The sequence below is a fragment of the Pseudomonas sp. URIL14HWK12:I6 genome, from assembly GCF_000514195.1.
GTDB classification, from domain to species: Bacteria; Pseudomonadota; Gammaproteobacteria; order Pseudomonadales; family Pseudomonadaceae; genus Aquipseudomonas; species Aquipseudomonas putida_A.
This window is the reverse complement of sequence record NZ_AZVL01000031.1, coordinates 1,180-20,077: the sequence shown is the minus strand read 5'-3', so window position 1 is coordinate 20,077 and position 18,898 is coordinate 1,180. Positions and strand designations below refer to the sequence as shown.

Annotated in this window: 2 protein-coding genes (1 of these 2 cut by a window edge); both read left to right on the top strand. The window is 63.9% G+C overall.

Going from position 1 to position 18,898, the window contains the following annotated elements:
- A protein-coding gene (locus H043_RS0125325) for a non-ribosomal peptide synthetase (RefSeq protein WP_027614201.1) crosses the window boundary here: on the top strand, positions 1-3,902 show its 3' end. 8,419 nt of this gene lie to the left of the window's left edge; the window shows 3,902 of its 12,321 coding nt (coding positions 8,420-12,321); its start codon lies off the left edge, out of view; the stop codon is at positions 3,900-3,902.
- Positions 3,902-18,898 carry a non-ribosomal peptide synthase/polyketide synthase gene (locus H043_RS0125320; protein WP_027614200.1) on the top strand — a complete coding sequence of 4,999 codons (14,997 nt, stop codon included), beginning with the start codon at positions 3,902-3,904 and terminating at the stop codon, positions 18,896-18,898. The genes H043_RS0125325 and H043_RS0125320 overlap by 1 nt, the downstream gene beginning before the upstream one ends.

Here is an 18,898-nt window from a genome sequence, read left to right as displayed (position 1 = left end):
GTCAGCAACACGATCAGGCACTGACCCTGCGCAGCAAACTCGATCAGACCCTGACCCGCCAGCTGCTGCAGGAAGCTCCGGCGGCCTATCGCACCCAGGTCAACGACCTGTTGCTGACCGCGCTGGCGCGGGTGCTGGTGCGCTGGACCGGTGACGACAATGCGTTGGTATTGCTTGAGGGCCATGGTCGCGAAGACCTGTTCGAACACATCGATCTGACCCGCACCGTGGGCTGGTTCACCAGCGTATTCCCGGCACGCCTGGCACCGGCTGCGGAACTCGGCGCGTCGCTCAAGCAGATCAAGGAACAGCTGCGGGCGATCCCCCACAAGGGCATCGGCTTCGGCGCACTCGCGCACCTTGGTGACGAGCCGGTGCGTGCCACCCTGCAAGCCTTGCCGGCGCCGCGCCTGACCTTCAACTACCTCGGCCAGTTCGACGGCAGCTTCGACGCTGCCAGCGATGCCCTGTTCGTGCCGACCAGCGAGTCCGGCGGCGCAGAGGTCAATCTGCAAGGGCCGCTGGGCAATCCGCTGGCGCTCAACAGCAAGGTGTTCGGCGGTGAGCTGGACCTGAGCTGGACCTACAGCGGCGCGATGTTCGACACCGCCACCATCCAGCGTCTGGCCGACGACTATGTGCAGGAACTGACCACGCTGATCGGCCACTGCTGCGACAGTGCCAACCGTGGCGTGACGCCGTCGGACTTCCCGCTGGCGCAACTGTCGCAAGCGCAACTGGATGCGCTGGTGCTGGAGCCGCAAGGCATCGACGACATTTATCCGCTGTCGCCGATGCAGCAGGGCATGCTGTTCCACACCTTGCTCGAACACGGCAACGGCGACTACATCAACCAGATGCGCCTGGACGTCGACGGCGTCGATCCGCAACGCTTCCGCGCGGCGTGGCAGGCGGCGGTAGATGCCCACGACATCCTGCGCAGCGGCTTCTTCTGGCAAGGCGATCTGCCGCAACCGGTGCAAGTGGTGCAACGTCAGGTCGAGGTGCCGTTCAGCGTGCTCGACTGGCACGGCAGGACTGATCTGGAGGCAGCGCTGCAAACCCTCGCCGATGAGGAGCGCGCACTGGGTCTGGACCTGAGCTGTGCACCGCTGATGCGCCTGGTGCTGGTGCGCACTGCAGCCGAGCGTTATCACCTGATCTACACCAACCATCACATCCTGATGGACGGCTGGAGCAGCGCGCAGTTGCTCGGCGAAGTGTTGCAGCACTACAGCGGCGAAACGGTCGCCCGTGGCGCGGGTCGCTACCGCGATTACATCGCTTGGCTGCAATGTCAGGATGGCGCGGCGGCGCAAGCCTACTGGCTGGCGACGCTGGGCAATCTGCAGGAACCGACGCGCCTGGCCAATGCCATCGCGCGGCCGCACGCCGGTTTGCCGAGCGTGGGTTATGGCGATCATTACCAGGTGCTGGACGCTGAGCTGAGCCAGCGCCTGGGCGAGTTTGCCCGGGCCGCGAAAGTCACCGTCAACACCGTGGTGCAAGCCGCGTGGCTGCTGCTGTTGCAGCGCTACACCGGCAAGGACTGCGTGGCGTTCGGCGCCACCGTCGCCGGGCGTCCGGCGGAGCTACCGGGTGCCGAAGCGCAGATCGGCCTGTTCATCAACACGCTGCCGGTGATCGCCGCACCGCCCGCGCAGCAGAGCGTGATCGCCTGGCTGCAAGCGGTGCAGGCGCAGAACCTCGCCTCACGCGAGTTCGAACACACGCCGTTGGCGGATATTCAGCGCTGGGCCGGGCAGGGCGGTGACGCACTGTTCGACAGCCTGATGGTGTTCGAGAACTACCCGATCGGCGAAGCACTGGAACGCGGTGCGCCGCAAGGTCTGCGCTTCGGCGCGGTGGCCAATCAGGAGCAGACCAACTATCCGCTGACCCTGCTGGTGAACATGGGCGCGCAACTGTCCGTGCATTTCAGTTATCAACGCGACAGCTTCGCGGCGGCCAGCGTGGCGCAGTTGGGCGCGCATCTGCAGCGTCTGCTGAGCCAGATGGCTGATGGCGGCGAACGTACGCTCAGCGCGCTGAACCTGATCGAACATAACCTGCCGGTGAACAGCGATTTCGTTACCGAGCAGTGCATCCATCAAGCCATCGCCTATCAAGTGGCGGCGACTCCGGATGCCTTGGCGGTGACCTTCGCCCATACGCAATTGACCTACGCCGAGCTGGACGCGCAGGCCAATCGTCTGGCGCACAAGCTGCTTGAGCTGGGTGTTGGTCCGGAAGTGCGGGTGGGCGTGGCCATGCCGCGTTCCGAGCAGTTGCTGATTGCCTTGTTCGCGGTGCTCAAGGCTGGTGGCGCCTATGTGCCGCTGGACCCGGATTACCCGGCCGATCGCGTGGCTTACATGCTGGAGGACAGCCGGGCGCGGGTGTTGCTGACCGAACAGGCGGTTGCCTCGACCCTGAGCGTGCCGGGCGATACGCAAGTGCTGCTGATGGATCAGGTTTCGTTGGGCGGTTATTCGGCTGTTGCACCACAGACTGCGGTGCAGCCGGACAACCTCGCCTACGTGATCTACACCTCCGGTTCCACCGGCAAACCGAAAGGCGTGGCGATTGCCCATCGCAACGTCATGGCGCTGATCGACTGGTCGGCCAAGGTCTACAGCCGCGACGACATTCAAGGCGTACTGGCCTCGACGTCGGTGTGCTTCGACCTGTCGGTGTGGGAGCTGTTCGTCACGTTGGCCAACGGCGGCTCGCTGATCATCGCGCGTAATGCCTTGGAGCTGGCGCAACTGCCGGCCCGCGATCAGGTGCGCCTGATCAACACTGTGCCGTCGGCAATTGCTGCGCTGCAGCGTGCCGGGCAGATTCCGCCGAGCGTGCGCATCATCAACCTGGCGGGTGAACCGCTGAAACAAGCGCTGGTGGAGGCGCTGTATCAGCAGCCGACGGTCGAGCACGTTTACGACCTGTATGGCCCATCGGAAGACACCACCTATTCGACCTGGACCCGCCGCAGTGCTGGTGGCCAGGCGCGGATTGGTCGCGCGCTCGAGCACAGCGCCAGCCATCTGCTGGATGCTGATCTGCACGCAGTGCCGCAGGGCGTTTCGGCCGAGCTGTACCTGTCCGGCGCCGGCATCACGCGCGGTTATCTGGGGCGTGCGGCGATGACCGCCGAGCGCTTTGTGCCGAATCCTTTCGTCGGCAATGGCGAGCGCATGTACCGCACCGGCGACCTGATTCGTCAGCGCGAGGAGGGCGAGCTGGAGTACATGGGCCGCATCGACCATCAGGTGAAAATTCGTGGATTCCGCATCGAACTGGGGGAGATCGAGGCGCGATTGCTCGCGCAACCGGCAGTCAGCGAAGCGGCGGTGCTGGCCGTCGAAAGCGACACCGGCGCGCAACTGGTGGCGTATGTGGTCGCTCCGCAACTGGAGATGCACGACGGGGACGCGCAGCGGCAACTGCGCGAGGGACTAAAGACTGGCCTCAAGTCTTCGTTACCTGACTACATGATTCCCGCGCACCTGCTGTTCCTTGAGCAGTTGCCACTGACCCCCAACGGCAAACTCGACCGCAAGGCCCTGCCGGCGGTCGATGCCAGCCAGATGCAGGCCGCGTATGTCGCGCCGCACAGTGAGCTTGAGCAGCAGGTCGCGGCGATCTGGCAGCAAGTGCTCGAAGTGCAACGCATCGGCTTGAACGATCACTTCTTCGAACTCGGCGGGCACTCGCTGCTGGCGGTCAACGTGGTGTCGCGCATGGCTCTTGAACTGGGCCTGACGCTGACCCCGCAACTGTTATTCCAGCACCCCGTCCTGAGCGATTTTGTCGCTCGACTCGATACAGGAGGCGGGGCAATCAACGAACAGAAACTGAGCAAGCTGGAAGCCCTGCTTGACGATATGGAGGAAGTCTGATGGACAAGAGTGTTGCTTTGAGGGTAGCCAAGCGCTTTATCACTCTGCCGCTGGACAAACGTAAGCTGTACCTGGAAAAGATGCTCGAAGAGGGCGTCTCTCCGGCCAACCTGCCGATCCCGGAAACACGTTCCGGGTTTGCGGCGATTCCTCTGTCGTACGCTCAGGAACGTCAACTGTTCCTCTGGCAAATGGACCCGCACAGCACCGCGTATCACATCCCTAGCGCCTTGCGCCTCAAGGGTCGGCTGGATGTGGCGGCGCTGGAGCGCAGCTTCAACGCGGTGGCGGCGCGCCACGAAAGCTTGCGCACCACTTTCGCCGAACAGGGTGAAAGCTTTTGCCAGGTGATTCATCCGCAGTTGCCGCTGAGCATCAGCCTGACGCCATTGCCGGAGGGCCTCGACGCCGCCGGGGAAGACGCCGCGATCAAGGCCTTCGTCGAGAGCGAAACCGCACGCCCGTTCAATTTGCAGCAGGGCCCGCTGCTGCGGGTGGCGCTGCTCGAAGTGGCGGAAGACGACCATGTGCTGGTGCTGATCCAGCACCACATCATCGCCGATGGCTGGTCGATCAAAGTCCTGGTCAACGAGCTGATCCAGCATTACGCCGCCGACACCGCCGGGCAGCCGCTGAGCCTGCCGGAACTGGAAGTGCAATACGCCGACTACGCGATCTGGCAGCGCCACTGGCTGGAAGCGGGCGAGCGTGAGCGCCAGTTAGCCTACTGGGTCAAGACCCTGGGCGGCGAGCAGCCGGTGCTGGAGCTGCCGATCGATTTCCCGCGTCCGGCCGTGCAAAGCCTGCGCGGTGCGCGGCTGGAGCTGAACCTGCCGGCTGACCTCGGTGACGCCCTCAAACAGCTGGCGCAGCGCGAAGGTGCGAGCCTGTTCATGCTGTTGCTGGCGTCGTTCCAGGCGTTGCTGCATCGCTACAGCGGTCAGGCGCAGATTCGCGTCGGAGTGCCGACCGCCAACCGTAATCGGGTCGAGACTGAAGGCCTGATCGGCTTCTTCGTCAACACGCAGGTGCTGAATGCCGAGGTCAGCGGGCAACTGCCGTTCAACCAGTTGCTGGCTCAGGTCAAGCAGGCGGCGATGGATGCGCAGGCGCATCAGGACCTGCCGTTCGAGCAACTGATCGAAGCCCTGCAACCGGAGCGCAGCCTGAGCCACAGCCCGGTGTTCCAGGTGATGTTCAACCACCAGACCAGCCGTGATCAGGGCCGCAGCGCGGCGCAGTTGCCGCAGCTGAGTGTCGAGGATGTGCAGTGGGAAGGGCGCACCGCGCAGTTCGATCTGACGCTGAATACCTACGAGTCCAGCGACGGCTTTGACGCCGAGCTGACCTACGCCACTGATCTGTTCAAAGCTGAAACCGTCGAGCGTCTGGCGCGTCACTGGCAGAACCTGCTGCGCGGTATCGTCGCCGCGCCGAGCCAGCGCGTCGGCGAATTGCCGTTGCTGGAAAGCGCCGAACACGGCGTGCTGTTGCAGGACTGGTTGCGCAGCGCCGACCGCACTGCGCAAGCCGAATGCGTGCAGGAGGATTTCTCCCGGCGTGTGCAGCAAACACCGCAGGCCACGGCCCTGATTATCGGCGAAGACGTGCTGAGCTATGGCGAGCTGGATGCCCGCTCCAGTCAACTGGCGCACAAGCTGATCGAGGCCGGTGTCGGCCCGGATCAGCTGGTTGGCATCGCCGTCGAACGCAGTGTGGAAATGATCGTCGGCCTGCTGGCGATCCTCAAGGCCGGCGGTGCTTATGTGCCGCTGGACCCGGCGTACCCGCAGGATCGCCTGGCCTACATGATCGAGGACAGCGGCCTGCAATTGCTGCTGACCCAAAGCCATTTGCAGACGCAACTGCCGATCCCGCCGGGCGTGCAAAGCCTGTTGCTGGATCAGCCAAACGACTGGCTGGCGGCTTATCCACAGACCGCGCCGGAAGTGGCAGTCAATGGCGAGCATCTGGCCTACACGATCTACACCTCCGGTTCCACCGGCAAACCCAAAGGCGTGATGGTGCGCCACGCGGCGCTGAGCAATTTTGTCGCGAGCATGATCAAGCAGCCGGGCATCGTGGCCACGGATCGGATGCTGTCGCTGACCACCTTTTCGTTTGATATTTTCGGCTTGGAAATCTACGGCCCATTGCTGGCCGGTGCCTGTGTGGTGCTGACCGGCAAGGATGTGCATCAAGACCCGCAAGCGGTGCTCGAACTGATCGAGCGTCATGGCGTGACGGCGCTGCAAGCCACGCCCTCGACCTGGCGCATGCTGCTGGACAATGAACAGGCGCCGATCCTGGCAGGCCGCACGTTCCTCTGTGGCGGTGAAGCGCTGTCGCAGGAACTGGCGCAACGCATGCTCGCACTGACGCCGAGCGTGTGGAACCTCTACGGCCCGACCGAAACCACTATCTGGTCGGCGCAGCACGCCTTGAGTGCGGACAGCAGCCGTCCATTCCTCGGCACGCCGATCGACAACACCGCGTTGTACATCCTCGGTAGCGACCTTGAGCTCAATCCGCTCGGCGCCCCGGGTGAGCTGCTGATCGGCGGCGACGGCCTCGCTCGTGGTTACTTCCAGCGCCCGAGCCTGACCGCCGAACGTTTTGTCCCCGATCCCTTTTCGAAAACCGGCGCGCGTCTGTACCGCACCGGCGACCTGACCCGTTACCGCGCCGAAGGCGTGATCGAGTACATCGGGCGGATCGACCATCAGGTGAAAATCCGTGGTTTCCGGATTGAACTCGGTGAGATCGAAGCGCGTTTGCTCGCCCTCGATAGCGTGCGCGAAACCGTGGTAGTCGCTCAGGACGGCCCGACCGGACCGCAACTGGTCAGCTATGTGGTGCCGACCGCCGACGCTTTTGATGAAGGCGAACTGCGCGCCGCATTGAAAGCCAGCCTCAAGGCCGAGCTGCCGGAATACATGGTGCCGGCGCACCTGTTGTTCCTCGCGCAACTGCCGCTGACGCCGAACGGCAAAGTCGACCGCAAAGCCTTGCCGGCGCCCGACGCCAGCCAACTGCAATCGACTTACATCGCCCCGCAAACCGCCACTCAACACAGCGTCGCCGAGATCTGGCAAGCGGTGCTCAAGCTTGATCGCTTAGGCCTGAGCGATAACTTCTTCGAACTGGGCGGCCACTCGTTGCTGGTCACGCAAGTGGTCTCGCGGGTACGTCAGGCTCTGAACGTTCGCGTGCCGCTGCGCACGTTGTTCGAACACAGCACGCTGGAAGACTTTGTCGCCGCGCTGGGCGTCGATCAGGCGCATCGGGAGCCGCCGATTGTTGCCTTGCCACGCCAGCAACCGCTAGCGCTGTCCTATGCCCAGGAACGTCAATGGTTCCTCTGGCAGCTGGAACCGACCAGCACCGCTTATCACGTGCCGGCGGCGTTGCGTCTGCGCGGTGAGCTGGATCTGCCGGCGTTGCAGCGCAGCTTCGACGCGCTGATCGAGCGCCACGAATCGCTGCGCACCTGCTTCGTCGAGCAGCAGGGGCAGACCCTGCAAGTGATCCAGGCTCACGGCACGCTCGATCTGCAGGTGCAGGACGTGGCGGCGGATCTCGACGAGGCGGCGCTGCAAGCGCTGGTCGCCGCCGAAACCCTGCACCTGTTCAATCTGCAGCAAGGCCCGTTGCTGCGGGTCAAACTGCTGCGTCTGGCCGCCGATGACCACGCGCTGGTCATCACCCTGCATCACATCGTCGCCGATGGCTGGTCGATGAATGTCATGGTCGATGAGCTGGTGGCGTTGTATGCCGCCTACAGCCAGGGCCAGAACGTGCAATTGCCGGCGCTGCCGGTGCAATACGCCGACTACGCCGTGTGGCAGAAACAGTGGATGGACGCCGGTGAACGCGAGCGTCAATTGAGCTACTGGGCCGCACAACTCGGCGATGGTGATCAACCGCTGCTGGAGTTGCCGACTGACCGTCCACGTCCAGCCGAGCAGAGCTATCGTGGCGCCCGTCGCGATATCCCGCTGAGCCTCGAACTGGCCACCGCGCTCAAGCAACTGGCGCAGCGTGAGAATGTCACGCTGTTTGCGCTGTTGCTGGCGTCGTTCCAGACCCTGATGCATCGCTACAGCGGTCAGGTCGATATCCGCGTCGGGGTGCCGGTGGCCAACCGCAACCGGGTCGAGACCGAAGGCCTGATCGGTTTCTTCGTCAACACCCAGGTACTCAAGGCCGAGTTCGACAGTCAGCAGACGTTCCGCAGCCTGCTGCAGCAAGTGAAAAATACGGTGCTGGGTGCGCAGGCGCATCAGGATCTGCCGTTCGAGCAACTGGTCGACGCGCTGCAACCGGAGCGCAGCCTCAGCCACAGCCCGCTGTTCCAGGTGATGCACAACCACCAGAGCCAGGTGCGTCAGGCGCAGGGCGCCACGCGTCTGCCAAAACTGGCGATTGAAGGCTTGCCTTGGGCGTCCAATACAGCGCAGTTCGATCTGACCCTGAACACTTTTGAATCGAGCGATAACGTCTGGGCCGAGCTGACCTATGCCACCGACCTGTTCGATGTCGAAACCATCGAACGCCTGGCGCAACACTGGACCCATCTGCTGCAAGGCATCGTCGCCGACAGCGCTCAGCGCATCGCCGAACTGCCGCTGCATGACGCCGCCGAACGCGCGGCGACCTTGCAGCAGTGGAACCCGGCCATCCGCGATTTCCCGAGCGAGCAGTGCTTGCATCAATTGATCGAACAACAAGCCGCCCGCGCCCCGCAAGCGATTGCCGTGAGCTGTGCCGGGCAGTCCCTGAGCTACGGCGAACTCAACAGCCGCGCCAACCAGTTGGCCCACAAGCTGATTGCCAGCGGTGTCGGCCCGGACGTGCGCGTCGGTCTGGCGGTGGAGCGCAGCCTCGACATGCTGGTCGGCCTACTGGCGATTCTCAAGGCCGGCGGCGCCTATGTGCCGCTGGACCCGACGTACCCGGAAGAACGCCTGAGCTACATGATCGGCGACAGCGGCATCGCCTTGCTGCTGACCCAGAGTCATCTGCTGGGGCGTTTGCCGGTGCCGGATTCGTTGCGCAGCCTGATGCTTGATCAGGAACGTGACGGTCTGGAAGGCTACAGCGACAGTAATCCGCAGGTGCGCATGAGCCCGGACAACCTGGCTTACGTGATCTACACCTCCGGTTCTACCGGGCAGCCGAAGGGCACGTTGCTGGCCCATCGCAACGTGCTGCGCCTGTTTGAGGCCACCGATGCGTGGTTCGATTTCGGCGCCGCGGATGTCTGGAGCCTGTTCCATTCCTACGCGTTCGATTTCTCGGTGTGGGAGATTTTCGGGGCGCTGCTGTACGGCGGCAAACTGCTGGTGGTGCCTTACGAGGTCAGCCGTTCGCCGGAAGATTTCTTCGCCTTGCTCTGCCGTGAAGGCGTCACCGTTCTGAACCAGACGCCGTCGGCGTTCAAGCAATTGATGCAAGTGGCCTGTGCCCCCGAACACGCGACGCAAGCACTGGCGCTGCGTTACGTGGTGTTCGGCGGCGAGGCGCTGGAGGTCAAGAGCCTGCGTCCGTGGTTCGAGCGTTTCGGCGATCAGGCACCGCAGCTGATCAACATGTACGGCATCACCGAAACCACCGTGCACGTGACCTACCGGCCGATTTCGCTGGCCGACTTGCAGCGTGACGCCAGCAGTCCGATCGGCGAACCGATTCCCGATCTGTCCTGGTACTTGCTCGACGGTGATCTGAATCCGGTCGCCAAAGGCTGCATCGGTGAGCTGTACGTCGGTCGTGCCGGCCTGGCTCGCGGTTACCTGAACCGTGCGGATCTGACCAGCCTGCGCTTCATTCCCGACCCGTTCGCCGCTGATGGCGGGCGTCTGTACCGTACCGGTGACCTGGCGCGCTATCGCGCCGACGGCGTGATCGAATACATCGGCCGGATCGACCATCAGGTGAAAATTCGCGGTTTCCGTATCGAACTCGGCGAGATCGAAGCGCAACTGCTGGAACAGGCTGCCGTGCGCCAGGCCGTGGTGCTGGCGCAGCCGGGCCTCAGCGGTCAGCAACTGGTGGCGTATCTGGTGCCAGGCGACGCCGCGCTGCTCGACGCAAGCCCGGCCGAACAGGCGCTGTGGCGCGACAGCGTGCGCGCCGAACTCAAGGCCAGTCTGCCGGATCACATGGTCCCGGCGCACCTGTTGCTGCTGGCGCAATTGCCGTTGACCGCCAACGGCAAACTCAATCGCAATGCCTTGCCGTCACCGGACGCCAGCCAGGCGCAGCAGACCTATCAGGCGCCGCAAAGCGCGATGGAGCAGGGGCTGGCCGCGATCTGGCAAGACGTGCTGAAGCTGCCGCAGGTCGGCATCCACGACAACTTCTTCGAATTGGGCGGTGACTCGATCATCTCGATTCAGGTGGTCAGTCGCGCCCGTCAGGCCGGCATCCGCCTCAATCCCAAAGACTTGTTCCAGCACCAGACCGTGCAGCGTCTGGCGCTGGTCGCGCAGTGGGGCGGCGACGAATCGACGATTGATCAGCAAGCTGCGAGCGGTGCGGCGTTGCTGCTGCCGATCCAGCAGCAGTTCTTCGCCGACGAGATTCCGCAGCGTCATCACTGGAACCAGTCGGTACTGCTGCAACCGCGGCAGGCGCTGGACGCTGAAAAGGTCGAGCAGGTGTTGCGCGCACTGGTCGCTCATCACGATGCCTTGCGCCTGAGCTTCACCCAGCGCGATGGCGTGTGGCAGGCCGAGCATCGCGCGGTCGAAGCGCTGCCGCAGAACCTGCTTTGGCAGGAACAGGTCGCGGATGCCGCCGCCCTTGAAGCCTTGGGTAACCGCGCCCAGCGCAGCCTCGATCTGCAACACGGGCCGTTGCTGCGTGCGGTGCTGGCAAATCTGGCCGATGGCACGCAGCGTTTGCAGTTGGTGATTCATCACCTGGCGGTGGACGGCGTGTCGTGGCGGATTCTGCTGGAAGACCTGCAGAACGCTTATCAGCAATTGCTGAATGATCAGCCGTTGAGCCTGCCGTCCCGGACCAGCGCCTTCAAGGACTGGAGCGAGCATTTGCAGCGTTACGCTAACAGCCCGGCGTTGCAGGCCGAACTGGATTATTGGCAGGCCTGCCTGAGCGATGTAAGTACCGATCTGCCGTGCAAACGCGTTGACGCCAGTCAGGACAATCGTCTGGCCCAGACCGTACAAACCCGGCTCGGCACCGAGCTGACCCGCCAACTGCTGCAAGAGGCCCCGGCGGCGTACCGCACCCAGGTGAACGATCTGTTGCTGACGGCACTGGCGCGGGTCATCGGTCGCTGGAGCGGGCAGGCGTCGACGCTGATCCAGCTCGAAGGCCATGGTCGCGAAGAACTGTTCGACGGTGTCGATCTGACCCGCACGGTGGGCTGGTTCACCAGCCTGTTCCCGGTGCGCCTGACGCCGGTAGAGACGCTTGGCGAGTCGATCAAGCAGATCAAGGAACAACTGCGCTCGATCCCCAACAAGGGCATCGGTTTCGGCGCTTTGCGTTACCTCGGTGATGCCCGCGCGCAGCAGAGCTTGCAGGCCTTGCCGAGCCCGCGCATCACCTTCAACTACCTTGGGCAGTTCGACGGTAGTTTCGCTGGCGACGAGGCTGCGCTGTTCGTGCCGTCGCCGGATAACGCCGGCCTCGATCAGAGCCCGGAGGCGCCGCTGGGCAACTGGCTGACTCTCAACGGTCAAGTGTATGGCGGCGAGCTGCGGGTGGGCTGGACGTTCAGCCGCGAGCGTTTCGACGGCGCGGTGATCGAAGCCCTGGCCGAAGATTACGCTGCAGAACTCGCAGCGTTGATCGGCCATTGCCTGACCCCGGGCATCGAAGACCTGACCCCGTCGGACTTCCCGTTGGCCGGCCTGACGCAGGCGCAGCTCGATCAGTTTCCGCTGGCGCCACGCCAGGTCGCCGATGTGTATCCGCTGTCGGCGATGCAGCAGGGCATGTTGTTCCACAGCCTCTACGAGCAGGCCACCGGCGATTACATCAACCAGGTCCGGCTCGATGTCGAAGGCCTCGATCCGCAACGCTTCCAGCAGGCCTGGCAAGCGGCGGTGGACAACCACGACATCCTGCGCAGCAGCTTTGTCTGGCAGGGTGAACTGGCGCGTCCAGTGCAGGTGGTGCACAAGCAACTGGACATGCCGTTCCGCGTCCTCGACTGGCGTGATCGTGACGATTGCCACAGCGATCTGAATGCACTGGCGGCTGCCGAACAGGCGCAAGGTTTCGACCTGAGCCAGGGGCCGCTATTGCGCATGGTCGTGGTGCGTCTGGACGAGCAGCGCTGCCACTTGATCTACACCAACCACCACATCCTGATGGACGGCTGGAGCAACTCGCAGTTGCTTGGCGAAGTCCTGCAGCGCTACAGCGGGGTTGCCCAGCCGCCACTGGCCGGACGTTATCGCGATTACATCGAATGGCTGCAGCGCCAGGACGTGCAGGCCAGCGAGCGTTACTGGACCGCACAACTGGCTGACCTGCAAGCGCCGACCTTGCTGGCGCAAGCGTTGCAGGCGCAGCGCGGCGATGCACCGCGCGACGGCCACGGTGAACATTTCTGCGTACTCGATGCTGAGCAGACGCGGCGTCTGGGCGAGTTTGCGCGCCAGCAGAAAGTCACCCTCAACACGCTGATTCAGGCGGCATGGCTGCTGCTGTTGCAGCGCCTGACCGGCCAGCCGTGTGTGGCGTTCGGCGCCACGGTGGCGGGGCGTCCGGCCGAGCTCAAAGGCGTCGAGCAGCAGATCGGTCTGTTCATCAACACCTTGCCGGTCATCGCTAGTCCGCAGTCGCCATCGAGCGTTGGCGAATGGTTGCAGAGCGTGCAGGCGCAGAACCTGGCCTTGCGAGAGCATGAGCACACCCCGCTGTTCGACATTCAGCGCTGGGCCGAGCGCAACGGTGAGGCACTGTTCGACAACATTCTGGTGTTCGAGAACTACCCGGTGTCCGAGGCGCTGGCGCAGGGCGCACCGCAAGAACTGCGCTTCGGTGAAATCCACAATCATGAACAGACCAACTACCCGCTGACGCTGTTGGTGCACCTGAGCGACGAGTTGTCGATGCACTTCAGCTACCAGTGCGAAAGCTTTGCCGCGCACAGCGTGATGCAACTGGCCGGGTATCTGCAGCGCTTGCTCGGGCAAATGAGCGAGTCGGGGGAACGTTCGCTCAGTGAACTGAACCTGATCGAGCACAGCCCGCAGGTGAATACCGACTTCTCCACCGATCTGTGCATCCATCAATCCATCGCCCGCCAAGTGGCAGCTAACCCGGATGCCTTGGCGGTGACCTTCGCCAATACGAAGTTGACCTACGCCGAACTGGACGCGCAGGCCAATCGTCTGGCGCACAAGCTGCTTGAGCTGGGTGTCGGCCCGGAAGTGCGCGTGGGCGTGGCCATGCCGCGTTCCGAGCAGTTGCTGATTGCCTTGCTGGCGGTGCTCAAGGCCGGTGGCGCCTATGTGCCGCTGGACCCGGATTACCCGGCGGATCGCGTTGCCTACATGCTGGAGGACAGCCGGGCGCGGGTGTTGCTGACCGAACAGGCGGTTGCCTTGACCCTGAGCGTGCCGGGCGATACGCAAGTGCTGCTGATGGATCAGGTTTCGTTGAGCGGTTATTCGACTGTTGCGCCACAGACTGCGGTGCAACCGGACAACCTCGCCTACGTGATTTACACCTCCGGTTCCACCGGCAAACCGAAAGGCGTGGCGATTGCCCATCGCAACGTCATGGCGCTGATCGACTGGTCGGCCAAGGTCTACAGCCGCGACGACATTCAAGGCGTACTGGCCTCGACCTCGGTGTGCTTCGACCTGTCGGTGTGGGAGCTGTTTGTCACGCTGGCCAACGGTGGTTCGCTGATCATCGCGCGTAATGCCTTGGAGCTGGCGCAACTGCCGGCCCGTGATCAGGTGCGCCTGATCAACACCGTGCCATCGGCGATCGCCGCGCTGCAACGTGCCGGGCAGATTCCGCCAAGCGTGCGCATCATCAATCTGGCGGGTGAACCGCTGAAACAAGCGCTGGTTGAGGCGCTGTATCAGCAGTCGACGGTCGAGCATGTTTACGACCTGTATGGCCCGTCGGAAGACACCACCTACTCGACCTGGACCCGCCGCAGTGCTGGCGGTCAGGCACGGATCGGGCGCGCGCTCGAGCACAGCGCCAGCCATCTGCTGGATGCCGATCTGCACGCGGTGCCGCAAGGCGTTTCGGCCGAGCTGTACCTGTCCGGCGCCGGCATCACGCGCGGTTATCTGGGGCGTGCGGCGATGACCGCCGAGCGCTTCGTGCCGAATCCTTTTGTCGGCAACGGCGAGCGCATGTACCGCACCGGCGACCTGATTCGTCAGCGCGAGGAGGGCGAGCTGGAGTACATGGGCCGGATCGACCATCAGGTGAAAATTCGCGGCTTGCGTATCGAGCTGGGCGAAATCGAGACGCGTCTGCTGGCGCATGCCGCCGTGCGTGAAGCGGTGGTCGTGGCCAGCGAAGTCTCTGGCAGTCAGCAACTGATTGCCTATCTGGTGCCGAGTGATCCGGCGATCATCGACGCCAGCGCCGAGCAACAGGCTGCACTGCAGCAAACCCTCGGCAACTGGCTGAGCGCAACCCTGCCGGATTACATGGTGCCGAGCCATCGCCTGTGGCTGGCGCAGCTGCCGCTGACTCCCAACGGCAAGATCGATCGCAAGCGCCTGCCAGCACTGGAGCTCAGCGCCGCGCAGTTGCATGTCGAACCGGCGAATGCCACCGAGCAGGCGTTGGTGGAGATCTGGAAAGAGGTGCTGGGCCTTGAGCAGGTCAGCACTAACGACAGTTTCTTTGCCTTGGGCGGCGATTCGATCATCTCGATTCAGGTGGTCAGTCGCGCCCGTCAGCAAGGACTGGAGCTGAGCCCGAAAGACCTGTTCCAGCAACCGACCATTCAGCAACTGGCCCTGTGCGTGCAGGCTGCCGAAGGGCGTGTGGCGCCTGAGCCGGCGCTGATCGACCTGCCGCTGCACGGCTTGAGCGAGGCGCAAGTGGCGCAACTGCCAATGCCGGCGGGGCAACTCGACGGGCTCTATCGCTTGTCGCCGATGCAGCAGGGCATGCTGTTCCTCGGCCTGAATTCGCCGGAATCGGACCTGTACGTCAACCAGTTGAGCGTTCCGGTGCAGGGCCTTGAGCCACTGCGCCTGCAAGCCGCGTGGGAAACCGTCAGCCGTCGCCACGACATTCTGCGCACCGGTTTCCTCTGGCAGGACATGGCCGAGCCGCTGCAATTCGTGCTCGCCGATCCGCAGTTGCCGTTCAGTCTGCTCGACTGGCGTGAGCAGGATCATTCGGCCGAAGCCTTGCAAGGCCTGGCGGATGCCGAGCGGGCCAAGGGCTTTGACCTTGACCAGCCACCGCTGCAACGACTGACGCTGGTGCAAGTCAGCGAGCACAGCTATCAGCTGATCTGGACTTACCATCACATTCTGATCGACGGCTGGAGCAGTTCGCAGTTGATCGGTGAAGTGCTGAGCCAGTATTCCGGACGACCACTGGCCGAAGCGGTGCCGTACCGTGGTTACATCAACTGGCTGCAGCAGCAGGACGCGAATGCCAGCGAAGGTTTTTGGCGTCAGCACCTGAGCCGGCTCGACGAGCCGACCTATCTGGCGGACGCGGTGACGCGCACCGGCAGCGGTCGCGGTCACCAGGCGCTGTACAGCCGTTTGGGCGCAACCCGCACCGAGCAGTTGAAAGCCTTTGCCCAGTCGCAGCAGATCACCCTCAACACCTTGGTGCAGGGCGCATGGCTGGTGCTGCTCAGCCGGTACAGCGGCCAGCGTTGCGTGGCGTTCGGCGCCACGGTGGCGGGGCGTCCGGCGAGTCTGCCGGCCTCGGAATCGATCCTCGGTCTGTTCATCAACACCTTGCCGGTGATCAAGGACGTGCCGGCCGAGCAGGCCGTGGGCGCCTGGTTGCGCGAGTTGCAGGATTTCAACCTGGAACTGCGCGAGCGCGAATACACCCCGCTGACCGACGTCCAGCGTTGGGGCGGGCGTGCCGGGCAGTCGCTGTTCGACAGCATCATCGTGTTCGAAAACCACCCGATCGATCAGGCGCTGCGCGAGTGGCGCGATGATTCGCTGAAGTTTGGCGAGATCAGCAACGCCGGCCTGACCAACTTTCCGATGGACTTGATGGTCACGCTCGAAGAGGGGCTGGTGATCGAGTACATGTTCCTGCGCGAACATTTTGATCTGGCGACCGTGGAAGGCATCCGCAGCAACATGGAAGGCCTGCTCACGGCCCTGGTTCAGGACGCCGGGCAGGCGCTGGGACGCATCGGTCTGCCGACCGGGCAAGTCGCGCCCGCACCGGACGTTGTCGCGCAAGCGCAGACTACGCTGGTGCACCAGCGCATTGCCGGGTGGGCCGCGCAGCGTGCCGAACAAACCGCAGTGATCTTCAATGAGCAAGCCTTCAGTTATGGCCAGATCGAAGCGCGGGCCAATCGTCTGGCGCATGCGCTGATCGCCGAAGGTGTCGGTCCGGAAGTGCGGGTCGGTGTGGCGCTGCCACGCAGCGAAAACATGATCGTCGCGCTGTTGGCGGTGCTCAAGGCTGGTGGCGCCTATGTGCCGCTGGACGCGACCTATCCGCGCGAGCGCTTGAGTTATCTGATGCACGATTCGGGCATCGCCTTGCTGCTCAGCGATTCGAGTCTGCGTCAGGTGCTGCCGACCCAGGCCAACCTGCATGTGCTGGAACTCGATCAACTGGACCTGCGCACTCAGCCGCAGTCGGCACCGCAGGTGGCGGTGCAGCCGGGCAACCTGGCCTACGTGATCTACACCTCCGGCTCCACCGGTCAGCCGAAAGGTGTCGGCGTGGCGCACGGGCCGCTGGCGATGCACTGCCAGGCGATCGGTCAGCGTTATGAAATGAGTGAGACCGATTGCGAGCTGCACTTCATGTCGTTCGCGTTCGACGGCGCGCATGAGCGCTGGCTGACCACCCTGACGCACGGCGCGCGTTTGCTGATTCGCGATGACAGCCTGTGGACGGCCGAACAGACCTACGACGCGCTGCATCAGCATGGCGTGACTGTGGCCGCGTTCCCGCCGGTGTATCTGCAACAACTGGCTGAACACGCTGAGCAGCACGGCAATCCGCCGCCGGTACGAATCTACTGCTTCGGCGGGGATGCGGTGCCGGTGGCGAGTTTCGAACTGGCCAAACGCGCACTGCAACCGCAGTACATCATCAACGGCTATGGCCCGACCGAAACGGTGGTCACGCCGTTGATCTGGAAGGCCGCGGTCGACGATCAATGCGGCGCGGCCTATGCGCCGATCGGCAGCGTGGTCGGCGAGCGTAGCGGTTATGTGCTCGACAGCGACCTCAACCCGCTGCCGGCCGGCATCGCTGGTGAGCTGTACTTGGGTGGTGCGTTGGCGCGCGGTTATCTGGGGCGTGCCGGTGGCACCGCCGAACGTTTCGTTGCCAACCCGTTCAGTGCCGATGGCAGTCGCCTCTACCGCACTGGCGACCTGGTGCGCCAGCGTGCCGACGGCACTGTCGACTATCTCGGGCGGATCGACCATCAGGTGAAAATCCGTGGTTTCCGCATCGAGCTGGGTGAAATCGAAGCGCGCCTCAAGCAGCAGCCGGGCGTGCGTGACGCTGCCGTAGTGGCCCGCGAGGGTGTCAGCGGCAAGCAACTGCTCGGCTACGTACTGGCCGCTGCCGAGACGCCGGCCGACGGTTTGGGCGAGCGTCTGCGCGAGCAACTCAAGGCCAGCCTGCCGGATTACATGGTGCCGGCACACCTGATGGTGCTTGAGCGCATGCCGCTGACGCCGAACGGCAAACTCGACCGCAAGGCCCTGCCGAATCCGGACGCCGAACAGCGCCTGGCCTACGTCGAGCCGCGCACCGAGCTGGAAAAAGCCCTGGCGAAGATCTGGCAGGAGGTGCTGAAAATCGAACGGGTCGGGCTCACCGATAACTTCTTCGAACTGGGTGGCGACTCGATCCTCAGCCTGCAAGTGGTGGCCCGCAGCCGTGTGCTCAAGGCTCAGGGCCTGAGCCTGAAACTGCGCGATCTGATGCAGAAACCGAGCATCGGCGAACTGGTAGCGAGTGTTCAGGGCACGGCGGAAAAAGCCTCCGGGTTGCTGGCGATGAACGCCGAGGTCAAGGGCGTGGCGCCGCTGTTCTGCCTGCACGCCGGTTTCGGCACGGTGTTCGACTACGAGCCGCTGGCGCGGCGCCTGAGCGGTCAACGCCAGGTGTTGGCGATTCAGTCGCGGATGCTGCTGGATCCGGCGTTCAACGACACCTCGCTGCAGGAGATGGCCAGTGATTACCTGGCGCAGATTCGTCAGAAACAGCCGCAGGGGCCGTATCACCTGCTGGGCTGGTCGCTGGGCGGAACGCTGGCGATGTTGATCGCCGCGCAACTGGAGCAGGCCGGGCAACAGGTCAAGTTTGTCGGGCTGGTCGACAGCTTCGTGCCGTCGGCGGCGGTCGACGCCGGGGCTGTCGATGACTGGCAAGCCGACCTGCGCGATTTCCTGCAGGTGACGCTGCCGGACGCCGCTTCGGACTTGTCTATCGACGGTGAGGAAACGCCGCACAACCTGCGCGCGCTGTTCCAGCGTGCCATGAGCGCCGAGCGCGGGGCGTCGACTTATGTGGCGCTGGGTGCCGAAGAACTGGCGCAGGTGTTCAGCGTGGCGCGCCGGCTCAAGCAGTTGTCGCTCAAGCTTGAGCGCTGTGCGCCGCTGACCGTCAACCCGACGTGCTGGTGGACCTTGGGGCGCGAAGCCGAGGCACTGGAGCTGGCGGCGCAACTCGACCAGCCGGGCATGGGCGGTGAATGGCTGGATTGCGGGCACTTCCAAATCCCGCGCGATGAAACTTTCCTGTCCGAGGCTGAAGAAATGCTCGGCCAGATCGTTGAATCAGTAGTCATGTCCTGA

Excerpts from the sequence above, each read along its gene's own strand:
- H043_RS0125320 (WP_027614200.1), top strand. The coding sequence starts at position 3,902 with ATGGACAAGAGTGTTGCTTTGAGGGTAGCCAAGCGCTTTATCACTCTG.